This is a genomic window from Brachyspira pulli (genome assembly GCF_036997785.1).
In the GTDB taxonomy this organism is placed as follows: domain Bacteria; phylum Spirochaetota; class Brachyspiria; order Brachyspirales; family Brachyspiraceae; genus Brachyspira; species Brachyspira pulli.
The window spans coordinates 1-21978 of sequence record NZ_JAWLQI010000056.1; the positions used below are offsets into that span (position 1 = coordinate 1).

General features: G+C 26.8%; 18 protein-coding genes. 3 read left to right on the forward strand and 15 right to left on the reverse strand.

The features are described 5' to 3' along the window. Positions 1 to 197 precede the first annotated feature (197 nt). The 3 genes from R4K56_RS11460 to aroC form a co-directional block, all read right to left on the reverse strand. Positions 198 to 1130, reverse strand: coding sequence for a sugar-binding transcriptional regulator (locus R4K56_RS11460; protein ID WP_335772462.1), 933 nt, complete (start codon positions 1128 to 1130; stop codon positions 198 to 200). Between the two features lie 512 nt (positions 1131 to 1642). Further along, positions 1643 to 2662: a zinc-dependent alcohol dehydrogenase family protein gene (locus R4K56_RS11465; protein ID WP_335772461.1), complete on the reverse strand. Its 1020-nt coding sequence runs from the start codon at positions 2660 to 2662 to the stop codon at positions 1643 to 1645. 55 nt (positions 2663 to 2717) lie between these two features. After that, a complete protein-coding gene (gene aroC / locus R4K56_RS11470; protein WP_335772460.1) occupies positions 2718 to 3827 on the reverse strand; it encodes a chorismate synthase in 1110 nt (369 codons plus the stop codon). A gap of 289 nt (positions 3828 to 4116) precedes the next feature. Here aroC and R4K56_RS11475 point away from each other — a divergent pair, with 289 nt between their 5' ends. Both R4K56_RS11475 and trxB read left to right on the forward strand, forming a co-directional pair. Beyond that, complete coding sequence (locus tag R4K56_RS11475; RefSeq protein ID WP_335757992.1) at positions 4117 to 5586, forward strand: AlbA family DNA-binding domain-containing protein; 1470 nt, start codon at positions 4117 to 4119, stop codon at positions 5584 to 5586. 84 nt (positions 5587 to 5670) lie between these two features. Continuing rightward, on the forward strand, positions 5671 to 6603 hold the full coding sequence (gene trxB, locus R4K56_RS11480) for a thioredoxin-disulfide reductase (RefSeq protein WP_335772459.1): 933 nt from the start codon (positions 5671 to 5673) through the stop codon (positions 6601 to 6603). A gap of 505 nt (positions 6604 to 7108) precedes the next feature. Here trxB and R4K56_RS11485 read toward each other — a convergent pair. The 11 genes from R4K56_RS11485 to R4K56_RS11535 form a co-directional block, all read right to left on the reverse strand. Next, positions 7109 to 9433, reverse strand: coding sequence for a DUF262 domain-containing protein (locus R4K56_RS11485; RefSeq protein WP_335772458.1), 2325 nt, complete (start codon positions 9431 to 9433; stop codon positions 7109 to 7111). Next, complete coding sequence (locus R4K56_RS11490) at positions 9430 to 11349, reverse strand: DUF262 domain-containing protein (protein WP_335772457.1); 1920 nt, start codon at positions 11347 to 11349, stop codon at positions 9430 to 9432. The genes R4K56_RS11485 and R4K56_RS11490 overlap by 4 nt, the downstream gene beginning before the upstream one ends. Positions 11350 to 11451: 102 nt before the next feature. Then, positions 11452 to 12387, reverse strand: a complete 936-nt coding sequence (locus tag R4K56_RS11495; RefSeq protein WP_335772456.1) for a thermonuclease family protein — start codon at positions 12385 to 12387, stop codon at positions 11452 to 11454. Next, a complete protein-coding gene (gene thiE, locus R4K56_RS11500) occupies positions 12351 to 13043 on the reverse strand; it encodes a thiamine phosphate synthase (protein ID WP_335757987.1) in 693 nt (230 codons plus the stop codon). The genes R4K56_RS11495 and thiE overlap by 37 nt, the downstream gene beginning before the upstream one ends. Positions 13044 to 13719: 676 nt before the next feature. Next, complete coding sequence (locus R4K56_RS11505) at positions 13720 to 15549, reverse strand: methyl-accepting chemotaxis protein (RefSeq protein ID WP_335772455.1); 1830 nt, start codon at positions 15547 to 15549, stop codon at positions 13720 to 13722. A gap of 117 nt (positions 15550 to 15666) precedes the next feature. Continuing rightward, positions 15667 to 16431, reverse strand: a complete 765-nt coding sequence (locus tag R4K56_RS11510; RefSeq protein ID WP_335772454.1) for a hypothetical protein — start codon at positions 16429 to 16431, stop codon at positions 15667 to 15669. A gap of 157 nt (positions 16432 to 16588) precedes the next feature. After that, entirely contained in the window at positions 16589 to 16819 is a 231-nt protein-coding gene (locus tag R4K56_RS11515) for an HNH endonuclease (protein ID WP_335772453.1), read from the reverse strand. Next, entirely contained in the window at positions 16800 to 17012 is a 213-nt protein-coding gene (locus tag R4K56_RS11520) for a hypothetical protein (protein WP_335760180.1), read from the reverse strand. Before R4K56_RS11520 ends, R4K56_RS11515 begins: the two co-directional genes overlap by 20 nt. A gap of 10 nt (positions 17013 to 17022) precedes the next feature. Continuing rightward, positions 17023 to 17430: a hypothetical protein gene (locus R4K56_RS11525; RefSeq protein ID WP_335760181.1), complete on the reverse strand. Its 408-nt coding sequence runs from the start codon at positions 17428 to 17430 to the stop codon at positions 17023 to 17025. Between the two features lie 16 nt (positions 17431 to 17446). Then, positions 17447 to 17632 carry a hypothetical protein gene (locus R4K56_RS11530; RefSeq protein WP_335760182.1) on the reverse strand — a complete coding sequence of 62 codons (186 nt, stop codon included), beginning with the start codon at positions 17630 to 17632 and terminating at the stop codon, positions 17447 to 17449. A 166-nt stretch (positions 17633 to 17798) separates the two neighbouring features. Beyond that, a complete protein-coding gene (locus tag R4K56_RS11535) occupies positions 17799 to 20195 on the reverse strand; it encodes a sodium-translocating pyrophosphatase (RefSeq protein ID WP_335772452.1) in 2397 nt (798 codons plus the stop codon). A 255-nt stretch (positions 20196 to 20450) separates the two neighbouring features. Between R4K56_RS11535 and R4K56_RS11540 the strand changes: the two genes are divergently transcribed. After that, positions 20451 to 20660, forward strand: coding sequence for a histidine phosphatase family protein (locus R4K56_RS11540; protein ID WP_335770104.1), 210 nt, complete (start codon positions 20451 to 20453; stop codon positions 20658 to 20660). 57 nt (positions 20661 to 20717) lie between these two features. On the opposite strand, the gene R4K56_RS11545 is transcribed toward R4K56_RS11540, so the two are convergent. Beyond that, positions 20718 to 21978, reverse strand: a 1261-nt coding sequence (locus R4K56_RS11545; protein WP_335772451.1) for an aryl-sulfate sulfotransferase, incomplete at its 5' end; no start/stop codon positions are given.

Sequence of the window (21978 nt, forward strand, 5' to 3'; positions counted from 1 at the left end):
CTACTTCTTTTATTGGTATAAAAGAAGCAAAAGAACTGCATTTTTAACCAAAACTGGGGGATTATACAATATTTAATACATATTCTTAAAATATAAAGTTTAACAATTGCGTTTTTCGCGTAGCGTATCCGAATGATAAAAACTTTAAAGTTGATAATACATTTACAAAATATAAAAAATTAAAAATTTTCAGTATATCATAGATTGAAGTTTGATATTATAGAGTCTGCTGTAGCTTCATCGGTTATTAAAATATTAAAATATTTATTCATAGCAGCAAATTTAATAGTATCTATTTTTTTCACCCCGGAAACTATACAAACTATATCTTTAATCTTTTTTAATTCTGAAAGCATTATAGAGTTCACGTAATATTTATCAGGATAATTAAAAGTTTCACCATTGTTCATGAAAAAACTTCCTAATATTATTCCTTCTATTTCATCAATATTTAATTTATCTACTTTTGGTATATCGGATATATATGATTGATAAGATTCTCTCCTGCTGCTTAAACCTACTATAGCAACATCTAAATCAGACCAAAATTTTTTGAACTCCTCTAATTTTTCAAGATCATTATTATTAAGAGATTTTTTTTCTATCAATGCAGGATAATTATTGAAATAAGCTTTTGAATTGAATTTTTCAGCAAATCTATCAACTATAGTAGTAATTTGTAAATAAGGATTATTATTGTTTCCTAAATTTCCTATAAGAGGATAAAATACTTTTTGTTTATCTGAATCATTGTATTTTAATTCTATAGAAATATTGTATAGGGTTTCATTCCACCCTACTCCTATTTTTTTACTCTTTTCTATTAAAGCAGATAAATACTCTGATGCTTTTACATATAAAAGTTTATTATCATTTGAATCTTCTACTATCAAAACATCTTTAAGATTCAAATATTTTTTTATCTTTTCTGCCTTGCTTTCATCTTTAATATTATTAGGCATAGATATTTCTATTTTTACTATTTCTAATTCTCTGGCCCTTTTTAATAATCTTGATATTTGAGGTCTTGATATATTTAAAATTTTAGCTATTTCGCTTTGAGAATAATCATCTATATAATAATATTTAGCAACTGTATAAAGCAAGCTTGCATCATCAAAGATATTCATTAAATTGCATCCAAATTAGATTTTAATTTTATTATACAAAAAAAAATTAATTTGTCAAAATAAGGAGTGGTTGGCAAGGCAGAATAAAATTATAAAGAAATTTGTTTTATATTTTTATATGTACTAAAAATTTTTAATTTTGTCAGCTGATGCACTTTATGTAAATTTTATCTACTTTTTTGACACACAAAAAAGTAGATATATCCTCGATAGGCTCGGATACGCTTCGCGAAAACGCAATTGCTAGAACTTTATATTAAAAACATTCCTATTAAATATAGGATATACCCTAAAAATGCAGTCTTTTTGGTTCTTTGTGCCAATAAAAGAACTGTGGGTGTGGGGGCAAAACCACCACAAACAATAAAATTGACAAAATATAATTGTTTAGGTATATATTACATTACAAATAAGTATAGATTTATAAAAATTAATTTATACATACCATACTAAAACTTTATAAATTTTAGTATGGTATTTAAAGAGTAACAAAATTAAAATATATTAATAAATCATGATTTTATCAAAACTTTACCGTCATTAAGATATAATTTCTTTGTAAATACATCATTAATATTTTCAAGTTCTATAATATCGGTTATAATCTCTGATACATCTACTATATTTCTAGCTAGTAAATTAACTGCTCTTTCAAAAGCATAAGGATTAACAAAAGAAGTTTTTATAGTAATTTCTTTTTGGAATAATTCAAAAGGTTTTATTTTTAATTCATCATCTGGGCCAGTTAATCCAAATAACATTACTGTAGCACCTTTTCCTGCATACTTAATAGAATATTCTGCAGTTTGTATTTTACCGGCACAATCTATAACTTTATCGATATTAAATATATTATTTTCTTTTAATATGTTTTCTGTATTATCATTTATTGGATCTATTACAATATTAGCACCGTATTTTTTTGCTCTTTCTCTTCTTTTCTCAACAGGTTCAACAGCAATTATATTAACAGCTCCGCTATATTTAAGAAGCTGAATCATAATAAGACCAATATTTCCTGTTCCAACTACCATAACAGTATCGCCTTGTTTTATATCCATCAAATCAATACCATGCAAACAGCATGATATAGGTTCTGTCATAGCAGCACTTTCATAAGAAACATTATCAGGTACTTTAAAAACTAAATTCTCTTTAACTGTAGCATACTCGGCAAATCCTCCGTCTAAAGAAACACCTACAGCAGTCATACTATCGCATAAATGTTTTCTGGCATTATTACAATGATAACAGTTATTACAATAATCATTAGGATCAATAGCAACTTTATCTCCTACTTTTACTTTAGTAACTTTGCTTCCTATTTTCTCAACACATCCGGAAAATTCATGTCCTAATATTCTTGGAGGATTAACATCAGTTGAACCTTTTGCTCCCTCATATATATGAACATCTGTACCGCAAACTCCGCAGTATTTAACTTTAACTAAAACCTCATCTTCTTTAGGTTCTTTTATATTTACATCTTCTATTAGTATTTTGTGTTTTTCATAAAATATTGCAGCTTTCATTTTTAATCTCCTATTTTTTGTATTTTTCTTAATGAAAATAATTTATGAAATATTTTTATAATAATTTGCCTTTCATATCTATACATAAATCAAGTATGGCAATAGCAAGTGCCGCCTCTATTACAGGAACTGCTCTTACTGCTATACAAGGGTCATGACGTCCTTTAATAATTAAAGTTTCTTCTTCTTTTGTTTCTATATTTAAAGTTAATTGTTCTTTAGAAATTGAAGGTGTAGGCTTTATTACAACATTAACTATTATAGGCATGCCATTTGATATACCGCCTAATATACCGCCATTATTATTAGTTTTTGTTTCTACTACCTTTATATTATTATTGTCTTTTATTGTATAAGCATCATTGCATTCGCTTGCCTTATAATCTACAAAATCGAATCCAAGTCCGAAATCAATACCTTTAACGGCAGGTACAGCAAACATTGATTGTGCTATTCTGCTTTCTATAGATGAATAAAAAGGATCACCAAAACCAGCAGGTACATTAAATGCAGCAGCAGTTATAATTCCGCCAACAGAATCCATATTCATTTTTGCTTCTTCTATTGTGCTAATCATTTTATTCATAGATTCATCATTGAATACACTCAATTCCTTATCATAATTATTTATAAACTCTTCATAAGTTGGAAATGTATCATTCGGATATTTGTCTTTGATATTGTATATTTGTTTAATATGTGCGGCTATATTAATATCAAATTTTTCTTTTAATGCCAATTTAGCTAAAGCACCTGCAAATACCAAAGGAGCAGTAAGTCTTCCTGAAAAATGACCTCCTCCCCTTATATCATTAAAGCCGTCATATCTAAGCATTGCAGTATAATCACTATGCGAAGGTCTTGGCAACAGTTTCAAATTTGAATAATCGCCGCTTCTTTTATTCTCATTTCTTATTATAGCAGCAATAGGCATACCTGTGCTTTTATTATCAAGAGTACCTGATAATATTTCAACTTTATCTGCTTCATTTCTTGCTGTTGTAAGTTTGGCATTTTTAGCCCTTCTTCTATCCATTTCATTTTCTATAAAATCATTATCTATATTAATGCCATAAGGAAATCCGTCTATAACACAGCCTATAGCCTCTCCATGAGATTCTCCGAATAAACTTAATTTTATATTATTTCCAAATACACTTCCCATAATTTTTCCCTAATTAAATTTTCTTAAAAATAATTTGCATTAGTATATATCATTTCTTTCAAACTTTCCATATAAATAATTCAAAGCATTATCTCAAATAGTTTGATTATATACCCATATTTCATTATTAATGCTCAATTAAACATCATTTAATACAATAATACAACTTCACAAAAATTTAATTAGTTACATATATATGTAAATTTAACCATTTTTATTATATTGAGGTTGATATATATTGAATATATGTTATTATGTATATACAATAGGATATTAGTGTGGATATAGTATGAAAATTGTATCTGGCAGATTTTTCTCTAAATCTGAATTAAGAAACAGAATAGTTAGAGATGTTATTATAACAATAATGTTCTTTTCTATAGTATTTCTGGTTTATGTTCAAATGAGAAGTCCTATACCAATTAAATTTATTTTTAAATCTCTTTTCCAAGATGTAAAAACTTCAATAGTAGAAGAATATTCTAAGATATTCTACCCTACTTATTATTTTTCTATGCAAATGACTCCTATATTCGATATAGTGAATCAAGCTCCTGAAGCTTACAAGATTTTGATAACAAATTTCTTCCCTAAGCATACTTTTATAGAAAAAGCAGCAATGCAAGTGGGAAATAACTATATGTCCATAACCAAAGAAGGAAATGGATATAAAGTTGTCGGGCATATTGTTACAAATAGTAATACGCATCAATATTCATCTGTGCCTTTTGAACAGCTTAGCATAGATTCTTTCTATATAAAAAATGGACATCCTTATATACATTTGATATACATAGCGAATGAAAATATAGCTTTTGAATATATATCTCAATTTAATGTTAATTTTAATGATGTTGAATTAAAAAATATTAATAATATATATGCATATTTAGTAACTGGTAATAGTAAAATTACTTTCCCTATATCATACTCAGCTACAAACAGCAATACAAACAATAGTATAGATTATAATATTATAGCTGATATTATGACAAGGGAATTTAATGGTACTAATGAAGATATGGTTAAAATACTATATAAAGAACATATTTATTGGGGATATAAAGGAACATTCTCTGTTGCAAATAACAATATAGAAATAGGAATTATAATACCTGAAAAAGCCCTTATAAATAAAATACAAGTACCTATAGTTCTATTTATAATATTCTTTGTTGTTATTACTATAACTTTGATTGTAATACTTGCTATACATTATATTAGAATCATTGAAGATTTGAAAAGAAATCATATGAATGTAAAGAAAATTATAGAAGAAGGCGAAAGCACTAATGTAGAGTTCAAATCTACTTTGAGATATGACAATAATACTCAAAAAATGAATAAAGCATTAGAAGAAGTAATTATGAAATCTATTGCTGCATTTAGTAATACTGAAGGCGGACGTTTATTTATAGGTATTACCAATGACGGAGAAATTATAGGGCTTGAACATGATTACAGTACTTTGAAACAGCCTAATAGAGATTTCTTTGAACTTCATTTAAGAACATTAATAGAAACTTATTATGGAAATGCTTTTTCTGCTGAAGGTATAAGAATTGATTTCATTGTTGAAGATGGAAAAGATATATGTGTTGTTTATGTAACTAAAGGAAAAGAACCTGTATATACTAAGATTACAAATAAACAAGGTGCTAAAGAAGAAAAATTCTATATACGTGTAGGAAACTCATCAAGAGAAATTGCCAATGCTAGCGAAATAATAGCTTATGTGAAAAAACATTTCAAATACTAAATTTGTTCGACAATACTAACTTGACTATTAAAATATATATTATATAATAATTATTACTAATAACAAAAAAAGGAGTGTTTAGATATGTCTGTATATGATAGTATTATAATAGGAGGAGGCCCTGCTGGTCTTTCTGCTATGTTATATTTAGGAAGAGCTTTAACTAATTCCATTTTGATAGAAAAGAAGGGAATCGGCGGTCAGATGATGAGTACTGATACTGTTGAAAATTACTTAGGTTTCCCTGAAGAAATAAGTTCTTTTGAACTTGTTGCTAAAATGCAGCAGCATGCTGAAAAATTCTCTAAAAATGAAATAGTTTATGATGAAGTTATAAAAGTAGAAAACATTAAAGACGAAGTAAAAAAAGTTATTACTGCTGACGGCAAAACTTATGAAACAAAAACAATAATACTTGCTATGGGCGGTTCATCTAAGAAATTAGGAACTAAAGGCGAAGATACATTTGCAGGCAGAGGCGTTTCTTACTGTGCTACTTGTGACGGTGCTTTCTACAGAAATAAAACTGTTGCTGTAGTTGGAGGCGGAAACAGTGCTTTTGATGAGGCTTATTTCCTTACAAGATTCGTTAATAAAATATATTTAGTTCACAGAAGAAAAGAATTCAGAGCTGAACCTATAAACGTAAAACATTTAACAGATACTGGAAAGGTGGAATATGTACTTGATTCTGTAATAGATGAGATTTGCGGAGACGGTAAAGTTAATAGCATAAAAATCAAAAATGTATTAGACGATTCTATGCATGATCAGCCTGTAGACGGTGTATTTGTATTTGTAGGTCAGGAGCCTTCAACACATTTCTTGAAAGACACTGGCTTAGAATTAAAAGAAACTGGACACATAGTTACAAATATGTCTACAATGGAAACTAATATTCCTGGTGTATTTGCCTGCGGAGATTCTATATTAAAACCAGTTCGTCAGGTTGCTAATGCTGTTGGAGAAGGTGCAGTTGCTGCTATGAGCGTAACTCATTATTTGAACAAAGCTTGATTTTAATTTGATAATTTTAATAAAAAAGGAGCTTAGCTTTTAATTAAGTTAAGCTCTTTTTATTTATAGAATATTTTTTATTTCTTCAACTTTTCCAGCACTTCGTCAAAGTTCTGACAGCGAAAAATGAGATACTATAACTTTATATTATACAATTTTTTAACTTCCTCAATTTTAGTTTTTTTAATTTTATTGTTTGTGGTGGCTTTGCCCCCACTCCCCCACTTCTTTTGCGACTGAAAGGAGTGCCTTTGGCGTGCCACAAAGAAGCTTATATCCTCGACAGGCTCGGATACGCTTCGCGAAAGGCTACATTTTGGCTCTAATTTAATAAATTATATTACATGTAAAACAAAATTAGTATGATTTAACACCAATTTTACAATTGCACTTTTTGGTTCTTTTTGCGGCGGGAAAAAGAACAACATAAAAATTAAAAAAGTTAAAATTCTTAGTATATAAAATGAGCTTAGCTTTTAATTAAGTTAAACTCCTTTTATTATAATTAATTATTTTTTATATATATTTTCAAAAAATTATCTTGAAGTCTTTTTTTATAATCCTTAAAAGTGTATTCATCAAGATTATCTTTAAGTATAACTTCATCTCCTTTTTTAATTGTTAATTTATTCGATTTATCAAACTTTAATATATATTCTTCATTTTCATTTTTTATTTTTATTTCTATATCTGAACCAGTATAATAAGCATTATTTATATTTTTTATATTATCATAATTAGTTATCATATATTTATAGTCTTTTAATAAATCTGATATTAATTGATTTCTATATGACCCTATTAATACTCTATCCAATCTAGGAAATAATAAATATAAACAATGATCTCTCCAGTCAACTATCATTGTTGTATTCTTATGTTTATTATTTTCATTAACTGCATATATCCAATTTTGTAAAACGCTATCTTTTAATGCTTCATGAGCAAATTTTATTCTTTCTTTTAAATAAGAAGAATATCCTGTAAGATTAATTTTTGAATCTTTGCTTACTTCGTTTTCTAATTTCTTTTTTAATTTATATTTATTTTTTGAATCAAGTAATTTTTTTATGTAATCATGAGTATCATTATCATAACATTTATCTTTTAAAATATTTATAAGATTTTTAAGATTATCTGATATTCTTACCTTTTTATTTCTAAAATCGTTTATATCTGTTATATTAGATATTAAAGCTCTCAAAAATAAATGTTCTTCATCAAATGTATATTTTCCATCATCATTAAACATAGAACAGAAAAGTTTTACTCTATGATTAAATTTGTTTATATCCATATTATCATCAATTAAAAAGTCTATGTAGCCTTTAAAGAATTTATATTTTTCAGCTTTAATAAAGAATTTCTCCCAATTCTTATCTTTAATTATGAGTTTGCCTCTTCTTTTTAGAAACTTACATTTTCTTCTTTCATATTGAACAGCTTCTTTTGATATATTTGTATCAATTATATTCTTTTCATCTGCTAAAAAATTGTATATATTTGAAGAATATTCTGATAATTCATTAAAAAGTTTGATTAACCTTATGGAAGAATATTCATTTATATTAGAGTTTTCAGTTATATTCCATACTATTCTCATCCATTGTTTAAAAGATTTTTTATAATAATCATTTTTTTCTATATAAAATATTAATGCAGAAAATATTATAATATCTTTATATTCATATTTTATTTTTGATAAAATATCATAATCATTTTGATCCCATATAGGTTTAATAGTATTTAAAATATTATTACTATATTCATGCTCTAAAATATCTAATACTTTAAATATTATTTTAATTACATTTTTACTTTCATCACATATATTTTTATCATAAGTTTCTTTAAATGCATTAAAACTAGAATATTTATTTTTTTCGTTTAGTTCTTCAAAACTTCCACTTTTTAAATATTTATAATATTCATTATCTGTTAATTTTTCTACATCTTCATTATTTATTATAAAATATATTAATGTAATTCTATAGAAGAATTTAATATATAAATTATCATACTTTTTATCTCTTTTATATAATTGCCAGAAAAAGTTTGTATATTTATTATCTAAATCGCTTAATTGCTGCTGTGAAATATCTATATTATTTTTTTGAATATAATAAGTAAAATCAGCCTTAAAATTTTCAAAACTTGTTAATGGTTTTCCTCTTGCATTCATTTTCAAATAAATTTCATCAGTTAATTTGAAATCTTCCATAGGTAAAAAATAAAATTGTATTTTTTCTAATCTATCAAATAACTTAATAGAATTATTATCTTTCACAATTTCATTATATTTTTTATCTATTTTATCTATCATATTAAGCATAGCTTTTATAGTAGGGTCATTTTCATTTGTAAACCAATAAAAGTCTTTTATTATATCAGACAATTTGTTTTTTTTATCTTTTTCCTTTTTAGATATTTCACCTTTTATATTTTTTATATTATCATTATCTATTATATTTTGGCAGAACTCTCTTGATGATACTCTTGTAGAATAAGTAAATTTTTTTAAACATTCTTTTATTTCTTCATTAAATCTATCTTCTCTTAATACTATATACCAATGGAGAAGGAATAAAGTTGTAACTCTCTGCTGTCCGTCTAATAAATAAACTGTTTTATTATTTACAGAACCGTATATAAAATCTAACTCTAAATTTTTATTGTCTTTCTCTTTTAAGCATTCAAATATTTTATCTAAAAATCTGTCAGCCACTTCGCTTTCATTTTCTCTGCCCTGAGCATAATCTCTTTGTATCTTTGGTATTTCTATTCTGGAATATTTTTTAAAAAAATCTATTAGACTTAATTTATCATTCATTGTTTATCATCCTTATTAGGTAAAAAAAATTTTTTTAATGTTTTAGATATATCTGTCTCATACGCTTTCGCATCTTCTCTTGTCCATATATGTACTGTAGACGTTGCTATATCATCATAAAAATATTTCAAAAAAACATTCTTAGTTCCTGTAGGTATAAAATGTGAGTTCTTATCTTTTTCCAATATAATTTTTCTCTTTATAACAAAGAAAGCATTTCCATAACCTCTATTTGTGGAGCTGTCCAATAAAGTTAAATTTCCCAATGAATTTTTAAATTCTTCATCATCATTTTCTTTATTATTATTTTCTTTATAAAATATATTTATAAATTTATCCCATATATCTATATTTTCATTATTTTTATTTTTTTTGTAATTTTCGAATATTTCTGTAAAATTAGTCAAATTATAATAGGTATTTATATTTTTTATATTTAATATATCTTCTATGTATTCTTCCTTTTCTTCTGTAGACTGTGGAGTTTGAGATTCTATATGTTCAATGTCCCATTTTTGTTTTTTAAATAAATCAAATGGGAATTTGGCATTTGATGATTGATTTTTTAACATATATTCTATATTGTAAAGCAGTAAAAAATTTCTTATAATTTCTTTATCAGTGGAATCATACTTGATATTAAAACTTATTTCTTTTTTATCTATTATTTCATAATTTATTTTTTTTATAATAATTTCTTTGATTCTTCTTATTAGATCTGTTTTAAAATTTTCTTTTGTGGAACCTATATATGAATTATACAAGTTTAAAATATTATTTTCTTTATTATCACAATGTATTAGAAATCCAATATAATGATAGAAAATTAAATCATTATACCATTTATTCATAGCATAAAAACAGTATCTTATTTCTTTCCAAATCTTTTGCATAAAAGACATTTTATCTTTACTATATTTCCATTTTATATAGAAATATCTGAAAGTTTTATAGTTATCATCTCCTATTGCTTTTTTTTCTTCATCAGATAATTCTACTAATAATTTATCTGAAACTATTTCAAAAATATAGTCTATCCTATTATATTTTTTATTCATATCATTATTAATGAATCCCCAAAATCTATCATCCTGTAATGTATTTTCTATATAGTCCCATTCGCTTGCAATTTCTATTTGAGTATGTTCATATAAAGCTTTATCAAAATTTTCATCTTGTATAAAATTAGCTTTCTGTAAAAATAAAGCTTTAATGAGTTCAGAATTAGTAAGAGGAATTTTTCCTATATTTATTCTTGTAAAAATTTCTATAGCCTTAGTGTTATCACTAGGTTTAGGTTCATACCATATAAATTTTACTTTTTCTCCATCCAATAGAATATATTTTATAATTTCTTCTATGCTTTTGTTTTCATCTTTACCTTTATTTTCTTTATTGCTTTCAAACCATTTTTTTATTACTTCATAAGATGTTTTTATATATTCAAAATCTATATTATCTATTTTATTTTCTTTAATTATATTTTCATTTTTTTCAAATAAATCATTTAGAGAAATTAGTTCATCTTCTTTATTTTTTAATCTAGTAGTATATATTATATTAAATATTTCTTCTTTTTTTAAATATTTTAATATTAAATAAATAGTTGTTAATCTCTGCTGTCCGTCTATAACTTCGTATACATTATCTTTATTTTCAAGTTTTAATTCATCTAATATTTTTTTGTCTGATATTTTTTCATCTGATATGTTTTTTAATACAAGAGGCTGAAGACAATAAAAACCTTCATTATTATTTTGATGAAACTCATAAATATCGTTGAGCAAATCGTTTACCTGTATTTCGTCCCATCTATACCCTCTCTGATAACTAGGTATAACGAAATTATACTTATTGTTTAATAAATTTTTTATTGTACGCATTTCTACAGATTCTTGATTAGTTGTTTCTGTCATATAATAATCCTTAAAACTAAATATATGTCATATAGTATAACACATTTTTACGACAAAAACTGTCACAAAATTTGATTTATATATATGACAAAAATTAAATAATTATCTGTTTTCTCTTCTGAATTGGGCTGGATCTTTGAATGGACGTCTGCCTTGAAATTTGGATAAATAAACTATATTGCTTGCTATAGTTACAAAGCCGTTATCTCCGTATTTCATTATAGTTTCTTTGGCTTGCTTATCCTGCATCATTGGATATGCTAATGGAATTTTATCTACAAATAAATGACATAATATTCGACCGAAAGCATCATAAGAACCTATTAAAATATTTACATTAGTAGCATTAAATATTTTCTCTCTTACATAAGCCATTACATTGGTACCATACTCCTGTTTTAATTCCGGAGCATCTAGTCCTATAAATCTGTAATAATTTTTATTGTATCTTATGGTATCTCCGTCTACAACTCTTATAGCATTTTTATCAATTCCTATCACATACTTCGATAATGATTCGCTGTAATTAGAGTCTATATGGTATATTTCTCTATTTGTAAATGAAAGAAAAAGTTTTGTATTATCAGTTTCTTTTAAAGTTAAATATTCATCTTCTGTTATATCGTATATACTTAAAACCACTCGGCATAATTGAACATTTAGAGATTTTAATTTATCAATAGTGCTGTTATCACAAGAATAAAATATAATCCTATCTTTAAAGAAATGAGAATAAATAACAAATCTAATATCTCCAACATATTTGACACTTGGAAAATAATTTTTGATATATCTTTTAGTTTTATCGCTTAATGAATCATCATAAACATAAACTTTATCTCTATTTTTTATATAATCATAAATAATTTCTGTTCTATTATTATGTATCATACTTAATATAGATAAAGCATCAATAAATAAATCCTTACCTTCTTTTAAATGAATACTTCGTATAACAAGGAAATAAGATAATATCAAAGTAAAAGAAAAAATGATAATCTTTATAATCTTTTTATTTTTTTTATTAGAAGTTCGCATTTAGCTTTTATATCCTCAGAAGATACTATCTCTGTAAGCATACATAAACTCATAGCTTTATGTTCTATAAGCAAATCCATATTATTTAATTTTATTCCGCCTATACAAACGAAAGGAATATCTAAATTATTAACTACATAATCAATATAATCAATACCTGTAGCCTCATTAGCATCGGGTTTAGTATTAGTTGAAAATATAGGTCCTATTCCAATATAGTCTGCACTTGTGTGAACTGCTTCTTCTGCCTGTTTTTTATTGGTAGTAGAAAGCCCAACTATTTTATCATAGCCAACAATTTTTCTTACTACTTCAATAGGCATGTCTTTTTGTCCTATATGAACCCCATCAGCTTCAACTGCCATAGCTAAATCTGCATAATCATCTATTATAAATAAAGCATTATGTTCTTTTGTAAGTTCTCTTATTATTAAGCACTCATTATATTTTTCACGCATATATTTATTAGGATTGTCTTTTTCTCTATATTGAATAATTTTTATTCCGGCTTCCAACATTGATTTTACAACTTCTATATTATTTCTACCATTAGAAAAGTCTTCAGCTGTAACACAGTATATTGAGTCTTTAAAATATTTATCTTTTAAAATTTCTCTTCTTTCTTTTATATCTTTTGATTTAATTATATCATGCATAAAATAATCCCAAATATTTTTTTATATATTTTATTATAATTTCACAATATTTTCAAATAAAAAATTTATTCTAACACCCCGCCCTTTATGCTTTATAACTATATTTTGAATTTTAATATTAATTATCCCTATAACTTAATTAAAATTTATAACACCCGCCCACGTTTTTACAAAGTTTAAAATTTATTTAACGCACGGTAAACTAAATTAACAATATAATTAAACTTGAATTGTAGATAAACTTATATTTTTGCTTATTATGCGTGCGGTGAATAATACAGCAAATTTAAAAAATCTTGGGCGGGCAGCTAAAATAACAATTTTTATTTATAAAGAAAAATAATACAGAAATATCATAATAAATTTAAAAGATAGAGGGTGGGCAAATGTAATTAAATTTTTAAACTTGTGTTACATACCCCGCCCTTTATCCTTATTATTTTTTATTAGTAATTATTGCTTAATTATTCTTTATAGATTTTTTAAGAATTAAAAACACCCACCCAAGATTTTTTAAAATTTATGATCTATATTACGCACGCTGAATAAAATTATAAATATAGAGAATATAATAATTGCATTTTTATTATAAAGGAAATGCTGTTTACCGTGCGTTAAAAAAGCTGCCAAACTTAAATTAAGTCAAGCAGCTTTAATTATTTTATTATCTGAATGATTATTTTATAATATTGAAGAACTTGATACTTTCTTCTAATGATTTAGCCTTATCAACTAAACTCTTTGATATCTCATTTGAATTTTCAGCCAAAGCAGCATTCTGTGTAGTAGCATTTTCCATATTATTAACTTCTACACTTATTTGATTTGTACCTGATTCCTGTTCCAAAGCATTTGATGTAATAGTTTCCATCAATCTTGAAGTTTCTAATACCTTGCTTTGAAGATCAACAAATATTTCCTGAGATTGCTTAGCAGTTTGAGTTGCTGTGTCTATTTTTTGAGAAGTATTATCCACTAATGTTGTTATGTCCTGAACAGAAGCCTGAGTAGTTTGAGCAAGATTTCTTACCTCAGAAGCTACTACCGCAAAACCTCGGCCTTGATCTCCAGCACGTGCAGCCTCTACTGATGCATTAAGAGCAAGTATATTTGTTTGAAAAGCAATGTCTTCTATTATTTTTGTAATGTCTTTTATCTTCTCACTGGCTTGATAAACTTCTTCTATGTTTGAAGCAGTTTGAGATATTATATTAGCAGCACTTTCAATATACTTCATAGATTCAGACATCATATTTTTACCTTGTATAGAATGTTCAGCTGAAATTTTAATATTTGAAACCATTTCCTCAATACTTGCCGCAGTTTCTTCCAAACTAGATGATTGTGAATCTGTTCTCATAGATAATTCTCCGCTGCTTTCCATCATACTTTGTGCCGCTGTCATTATTTCCCTAGAAGCGTTATTTACATTAGAAACTACTTCTGCCAATCTATTACTCATAGTATCAAAAACTTTTTCTAATTGACCAAATTCATCTTTTCCATAATTAATCTTATTAGTTATATTAATGTTTCCTTCTGCTATGCTTGCAGCATGCATCATTAAATCTTTAAGAGGATGAGTAACTTTTTTAATGTAAAGGAAAGCAAATATATTAATGAATATAATAGATAAAATACATATAATTATAGATATTATAATAGAGTCATTATTATCCCTATAAATTATTTTATCGTCCATAGCCATAATTAAATACCAAGGTAAATTATCTATTCTGCTGTAAACCGCAGTTCTAGGATCATGACTTACAGAAGATATATAATTCATAATACCAGCTTTCAATCCTTTATCTATTATTGAAGTATATGCTTCATTAGCCTTTGTGTTAATTTCGTTTTTTGTATCTAAGACAATAGTATTATTATCATCAACAGCAAATATTCTAGTCCTTTCAGGCAATTTTAATTCCTGAAGCTTCATTGACAATTCTTCCCAATCCATAATCATGTATATATTTCCAACATGCTGACCATTATATTTAACTCCGGCAATCATAGCCAATGACCATTTCTTATCTGCACTTGACTTTTGTACACTATCATCAAAAGAAGCTTCATTATTGTTTTCTCTTAATATGTTTAAAATATTTGGTCTTACAGTAGTAATATTTTCTCCGAGTTTTACTTTATTAACATTATCTAAAATAATACCATTTGTATCTGTTAAACCTATATCAAGTACATAATTATTTATAGCCTCAAATTCTGAAAGTGTAGTATGTACATCTATATTTCTATTTAAAAAATATTCTCTTATTATTGGGGTAACGGCATAAGTTTTTATTAAATTTCTGCTGTCATCAAGCCAAACATCTAACATATCTTTATAACCGCTAATTGTATTTTCAAAACCTGATAATGTGGTATTTTTAGTGATTCTGAATGATCTGTAGGATAATAAAGCCACAATCAGGACCAAAAAAATTGTACTTAAAATGCTTATCGCTATAGGCATTTTTACTCTTATTGAATGTATTTTTCTCATACGCTCTCTCTTTTATCTAAAAATTATTGCAAAATTTTGGCTCATTATAAATTAAATTTAGATAGATGTCAATAAAATATTAATTATTATATAAGAATTTTTATGAATAAATATATATTAATTATATCCGTCACTTCTTCCTAAAGATATACCTAATACCAATCCAATAGAAAGATCAGAGAAATTATACTTATTATATATGTTATTACCTAAATTATTATTAACAACATCGGTTTTGTATTGCATACCAAAATTATACATCATATATCCGCCAATAGTAATTGCAAAATTAGGAACTAAATATAAAAATCCTTCAACAGTAAGTTTTATATAAGGCATTATAGGAGCTTTAAATAGATTTCTCATATCATTAACATTCCAATTATTTAAATCATCAGGTGCTGTAATAACACCGCCATATTTACTTGAGGCAACCATAGCATATAAAGGTGCTATTATTCCAGTACCTAATCCTACAGACATTTTACTGAAATTTAATTTAACAGTGGCTCCAACCATCATAGAATAAAATCCAAGCATCTCTGTATACTTTTTATTGTTTTCTTTATAATCTGACATCAAAGCATTAACACTAAAACCTATATCACCAAATAAACTCACACCTTTAATAATACTTGTATAATCATTCTCAAATAATTTAAAATAATTTCCAATTTGGAACAACAAATTTCCTTCAAAACCTAAATTACCATCAACACTGTCATAAATAGTATTTTTATAATTATCATTTACTTTTATAGAATTAAATGGAAAAGCAATACCATAATGTCCATTGAAATTTATCTCTAAACTAGCAAATGCACTATATGTAATAGTTATAATAAAAATGTTTACAAATAAAAAATATTTTAATAATTTCATAATAAATCCAAAGTATTAATATTATAATAACCTAGTAATGATAATATTGTAAATATGTTATGATTTGTAATTAAGGATTGATTAGAGATATTATTTATAAAAAAGCTGCCCAACTTTTATTAAAGTCAGACAGCCTTATTTTTGTCTATAATAAATTTTAAAATCTCAATATATCTATATTTAGTTTCCCAGCATGATACAAACGATGACATTCAGGACATAATGTTATTATATTTTCATGAACTCCTGATCCGTCTTCGCTATAATATATTATATGATGTCCATGATTTTTCTTATCAACTTTTCCGCATACAGCACATACATATCCCTCAATTTCTTTTCCTTCTTTTTGTGCTTTTATATGTTCATTACTTCTTTTTTTTGCCATTATCATTTCCCACTAATTTTTTTGATTTAGAATTTCCTATTTTACCAGTTTCGCCTTTTACTATTGTACCTCTTGCATCAGGAGCATAGTTATCTTTTAGCTCAATAACACCTCTAATTATTTTACCTGCCTGCTTATTATTTACACCATCTATTTTTATTATAAGGGTTTTATCTTTTTTATCTTCTGCCATTAATATACTCCTAAAAAGTTATAATTTGTATACCTTCATTTTCATCTGATATACTGACTGATTTGCTTCCATTTGTTATTTTCAATATATCAGAGCCTAAAAATATATCATTATCTTTTTCATTAATAGTGTATACCTCAATATCCCCATTCTTCTTTTTTACATATATATTATTATAAGAAATTTTAAGTATTTTATCACTTTTTTTCAAAAATAATATTTGTGAATCAGTTTCATTGTTTTTTGATTTTCCATATACTATTTGAATTGCTTTATCAGCAACTCTATATGATTTTTCTTCATCTATGTAGATTTTAATAATTTCATAATTGCCGTTTTCTTTTTTCACAATTATTAAATTATCTATAATATCAAAAATTTCATCATTCTTATTTTTTATACCAACATTAATTATCATATTATATATCCCAAATTTACTTTTTAGTATATCTATTAACAAGATCTATAATAGTTTTAGTTGCTATACCAAAAGCTGTTATTGCCATTATTATTTCCTGCAAACTATTACCCTTATCTACCATAGCTTGTATCTTGTCTGAAACAGTCTGCATATTAATTTTAGGCTTATTTGATGTTGCTAATTCTTTATTTTTTTTCATTTAACCACCTTTATATTAAAATTATAAAATAAATTATACAAAAGTAACATAAAAAATCAACTGCAAAGATACAAAATATTATAAAAATGTGCATTTATTATATAGATAAAAAAAGCTGCCCAACTTTTATTAAAGTCAGACAGCCTATATATATTAAATAAATTAATTACTTAACAATTTGATCAGCTATACCTAGCAGAGCCTGAATTTTTGGTGAGAATGAAACTACAGCACCTGCAAATACAACACTTATCAAGCTCATTAATTTAATAAGAATATTAATTGAAGGTCCTGAAGTATCTTTGAATGGGTCACCAACAGTATCGCCTATAACAGCAGCAGCATGGTTAGGGTTAGTAATTTTTTCTCCAGTTTTTGGATCTATGATTTTTTTACCGCCAAAATTACCAGCTTCAATGTATTTTTTAGCATTATCCCAAGCACCGCCTGCATTAGACATCATAACAGCCATAGCAAATCCTGCTGTTAATCCTCCTACTAACACACCTATAACAGCAGGTACTCCGAATAAGAAACCAACTATAACAGGTACTATTATAGCAAGTACAGAAGGAACAATCATCTCTTTCTGAGCTGATTTAGTACAGATTTGAACAGCTTTTTCATAATCAGCTTTTACACCTTTTTCACCAGCAAGTAAGCCTTTAATTTCTCTAAACTGTCTTCTAACTTCTTCCACAACACCTGCAGCAGCACGTCCAACAGCTTTCATAGTTAAAGCACAGAAGAAGAATACTAACATAGCACCAATAAATATACCTATTAATACTTTAGGATTCATCAAGTGAATATTAAAAGCATTCATAAACTCATTCATACCTAAACTATAAACAACTTTGTCGTATAATTCTTTAGCACTGTTAGCAGTATATTGAACAGTACCTATATCGATAGAAGTAAGGTTTCCGGAATTAATCATTCTTCCTAAAGCAGTTTTAATTTCCTCAATATAAGCAGCAATTAAAGCCATAGCAGTTAAAGCAGCAGAACATATAGCAAAGCCTTTGCCAGTAGCAGCAGTAGTATTGCCTAAAGAGTCTAAAGCATCTGTTCTTTCTCTAACACTTTCAGGAAGTCCTGACATTTCAGCATTACCGCCTGCATTGTCAGCTATAGGTCCGTAAGCATCAGTAGCCAATGTAATACCTAAAGTAGATAACATACCAACAGAAGCTAAGGCAATACCGTATAAACCTTGAGAGAAAGAAGAAACTTCAGTACCGAAACCGCCTGCAAAACCAAATGAAAGCATTATTGATATAACTACTGTAACAACAGGTATTAAAGTAGACTGCATACCTACAGCAAGTCCGCCGATTATAACTGTAGCAGGACCGGTTTTAGACTGTTCAGCTACCCATTGAGTAGGTCTGTATTCAGCAGCAGTATAGTATTCAGTGAAGAAACCAACTACGTTACCAGCTATAAGTCCTACAATTATAGAAACGAATAATCCCAAATTGTTTGGAAGAAGTGCTTTTACAAGCAGGAAAGAAACAACTATAATAATAGCACTGCTTACATAAACACCAACTCTTAAAGATTTTAATAATTCTCCCATAGTAGCACCTTCTTTAGTTTTAACAAAGAATACACCTACAATAGAAGAAAGAGTACCAATAGCAGCAAGTATCATAGGAAGAGATACAGCATATATCGGGCTTATATCAGGGTTAATATATCCGAAAGCAGCAGAACCCAAACTCATAGCAGCAAGTATAGAACCTGCATAAGATTCGTAAAGATCCGCACCCATACCAGCAACGTCACCTACGTTATCACCTACGTTGTCAGCTATAACAGCAGGGTTTCTTGGGTCGTCTTCTGGTATTCCAGCTTCAACTTTACCTACTAAGTCAGCACCAACATCAGCAGCTTTAGTAAATATACCGCCGCCAACACGAGCGAATAAAGCTTGGAAAGAAGCACCTACACCGAAGCTAAGCATTGTAGTAGTTACAAAGTGCATTTTAGCAGCTGTGTATTCAGCAGTACCTTTAGCTATTCCAGTAGAAGCTAAGTTAAGGAAGTCTGTACCGAATAAGCTATTATCAAGCCATAAATTTAATACTATAAACCATAATGAAATGTCTAACAAAGCAAGACCTACTACAGTAAGTCCCATAACAGCTCCGGAACGGAAAGCTATTGTTAAACCTTCGTTTAAAGATTTGCTAGCAGCATTAGCAGTTCTTGCTGATGCATAAGTAGCAGTTTTCATACCTAAGAAACCAGACAAAGTAGAAAAGAAACCACCGGTTAAGAAACCTATAGGAATGAAAGGGTTTTGAACTTTTAAAGCGTAAGAAAGAATAGCAAAAATAATGAAAGCTCCAGCAAAAAAGAAAGCTATAACTTTATACTGTTGTTTAAGATAAGCTATAGCACCGGAACGAACATGTGAAGCTATTTCTTTCATAGTTTCATTACCTTCGTCTTGTTTGCGCATCCATTTATAAAAATAGAATGCGAAAGCCAATGTTAGAATTGCCGCTGATATTGTAAAAAAGCGGGCATTTTCAGCTAATATTTCATAATTCATACACATACCCTATTTTTTGATTTTTGTTAGATTTTGTACAGTTATTTATTATAACAAAAATTCAGATATTGTCAATGAAATTCCAAAGTATTTTTAATACATATTATACTATATTTTATTTCACGCAACAAACACACATTATATATAAACACATTATCTAAAAATATTAATTAATTTATTGAAAAAAAATAAAGTGCTATTATAATGTAGACAATATATAGTTAAACAATTTATTTTTTAGTTGGAGTAATCATTATGAAAATACTATTTATACGTCATGGTCAAACACAATTAAATGCTGAAGGAAGATGGCTTGGTTCTACAGATGCTCCATTATCTGAAGCAGGAAAAGAAGTTTTAAGAGATAAAAAAAATATTATAGAAAAATATAAACCTGTTCAAAAACTATATTGCAGCCATATAAAAAGATGCTTAGAAACAGCTGATTTATTGTTTATTAATTAAAAAAGGCTTAACTACATTATTGTAATCAAGCCTTAATTTCATTTCATAAAATTAGAATTAATTAGGATTCTTCAAATTACAATCCTCTGAATAAACTCTTCCTATATCATAATAAAGAGGCATTTTATCTACTCTATATGTTACAAATGGTAAATAAAGTTTTAACAATTCCCTTTTACTGATTTTTTCTAATTCCAGAATTCTTGTTTTTTGATAAGCATATACTAATAATAGATTTTGATAATTTTCACCAGTAAAATCTACATCTGACATAATCCTAGAATATAAAGAAGTATCTCTATATTCATAAACTTTTGCAGCTGTATAATTACCATAAGTACCTGTTATTTTGTATTCTATATATCTTGATCCATTTTGATTATCTGCTTTATCTCCTTGATTATCAAACATTCCCAAATTGCCATTTTGATTTAAAAATAAAGCATGTTGATTTTTAGGACCATCATCCATTCCTGCTCCTTTTACTCTATAAAGTTCTAATGACTTTAAATCTTTAAAATGAACATCATATGGTATAGAAGTTGGTACTTCTGTAGCCAATGTAGCATCTGCCATCCACCATATTAATTTCCATTCTGAATAGTCTATTGCTAATACTCCTCTGGTTCTTGATGATACATATAAAATATCTTCAGAAGAATCATAAATTAAAGAATTAGCATGAAACCAATCCACAGCTTTTTGATTTCCGTTTACCATATATATATTATCTACATCCTCACCAAATGCTATTTTTTTGAATACATTTTCATCTTCTGGGTATTTAGTTAAATCTAAAGAATTTTTTATTAACTTACCAAAACTTAATTCTTTTAATATTTTACCTGAATTATTGATTTCTACTAATCTATCTTCTAATCCCCAAATTGAGTAAGATAAATAAATATAATTATTGTTTATTTTTATTACGTCATGATGTGATTTAGTTGGAAATTCTATTACTCTATTACCTAATAAATCATATAATCCTGCATTATTATCTCCACCTTCAGAAGTATCAAAAAATAATATTTTTGAATTATTGACATATATCTTTGATAAATACGTTTTTATACTATTAAAATATCTTGTATAACCATTTTTTGATAGTCCAAGTATTCCTTCCCACCATCCTATACTAACAAAATATAGTTCCGGATTATTATAGTATTTATTTTCTGATAAATTATTAATTTCAACATCATATTTCTTTTGTATTCCATTTGGTAAAGTTCCTACACTAACATTCTTAGTTATAATTCTTCCGCCATCATTAACTTCTATAGTATTCATAGATTCTGGAAACATACCATGTATC

Excerpts from the sequence above, each read along its gene's own strand:
- R4K56_RS11530 (WP_335760182.1), bottom strand. The coding sequence starts at position 17,632 with ATGAAAAAAAATAAAGAATTAGCAACATCAAATAAGCCTAAAATTAAT.
- R4K56_RS11460 (WP_335772462.1), bottom strand. The coding sequence starts at position 1,130 with ATGAATATCTTTGATGATGCAAGCTTGCTTTATACAGTTGCTAAATAT.
- aroC (WP_335772460.1), bottom strand. The coding sequence starts at position 3,827 with ATGGGAAGTGTATTTGGAAATAATATAAAATTAAGTTTATTCGGAGAA.
- R4K56_RS11520 (WP_335760180.1), bottom strand. The coding sequence starts at position 17,012 with ATGGCAGAAGATAAAAAAGATAAAACCCTTATAATAAAAATAGATGGT.
- R4K56_RS11510 (WP_335772454.1), bottom strand. The coding sequence starts at position 16,431 with ATGAAATTATTAAAATATTTTTTATTTGTAAACATTTTTATTATAACT.
- R4K56_RS11465 (WP_335772461.1), bottom strand. The coding sequence starts at position 2,662 with ATGAAAGCTGCAATATTTTATGAAAAACACAAAATACTAATAGAAGAT.
- R4K56_RS11490 (WP_335772457.1), bottom strand. The coding sequence starts at position 11,349 with ATGACAGAAACAACTAATCAAGAATCTGTAGAAATGCGTACAATAAAA.
- thiE (WP_335757987.1), bottom strand. The coding sequence starts at position 13,043 with ATGCATGATATAATTAAATCAAAAGATATAAAAGAAAGAAGAGAAATT.
- R4K56_RS11535 (WP_335772452.1), bottom strand. The coding sequence starts at position 20,195 with ATGAATTATGAAATATTAGCTGAAAATGCCCGCTTTTTTACAATATCA.
- R4K56_RS11475 (WP_335757992.1), top strand. The coding sequence starts at position 4,117 with ATGAAAATTGTATCTGGCAGATTTTTCTCTAAATCTGAATTAAGAAAC.
- R4K56_RS11505 (WP_335772455.1), bottom strand. The coding sequence starts at position 15,549 with ATGAGAAAAATACATTCAATAAGAGTAAAAATGCCTATAGCGATAAGC.
- R4K56_RS11525 (WP_335760181.1), bottom strand. The coding sequence starts at position 17,430 with ATGATAATTAATGTTGGTATAAAAAATAAGAATGATGAAATTTTTGAT.
- R4K56_RS11540 (WP_335770104.1), top strand. The coding sequence starts at position 20,451 with ATGAAAATACTATTTATACGTCATGGTCAAACACAATTAAATGCTGAA.
- trxB (WP_335772459.1), top strand. The coding sequence starts at position 5,671 with ATGTCTGTATATGATAGTATTATAATAGGAGGAGGCCCTGCTGGTCTT.
- R4K56_RS11495 (WP_335772456.1), bottom strand. The coding sequence starts at position 12,387 with ATGCGAACTTCTAATAAAAAAAATAAAAAGATTATAAAGATTATCATT.
- R4K56_RS11485 (WP_335772458.1), bottom strand. The coding sequence starts at position 9,433 with ATGAATGATAAATTAAGTCTAATAGATTTTTTTAAAAAATATTCCAGA.
- R4K56_RS11515 (WP_335772453.1), bottom strand. The coding sequence starts at position 16,819 with ATGGCAAAAAAAAGAAGTAATGAACATATAAAAGCACAAAAAGAAGGA.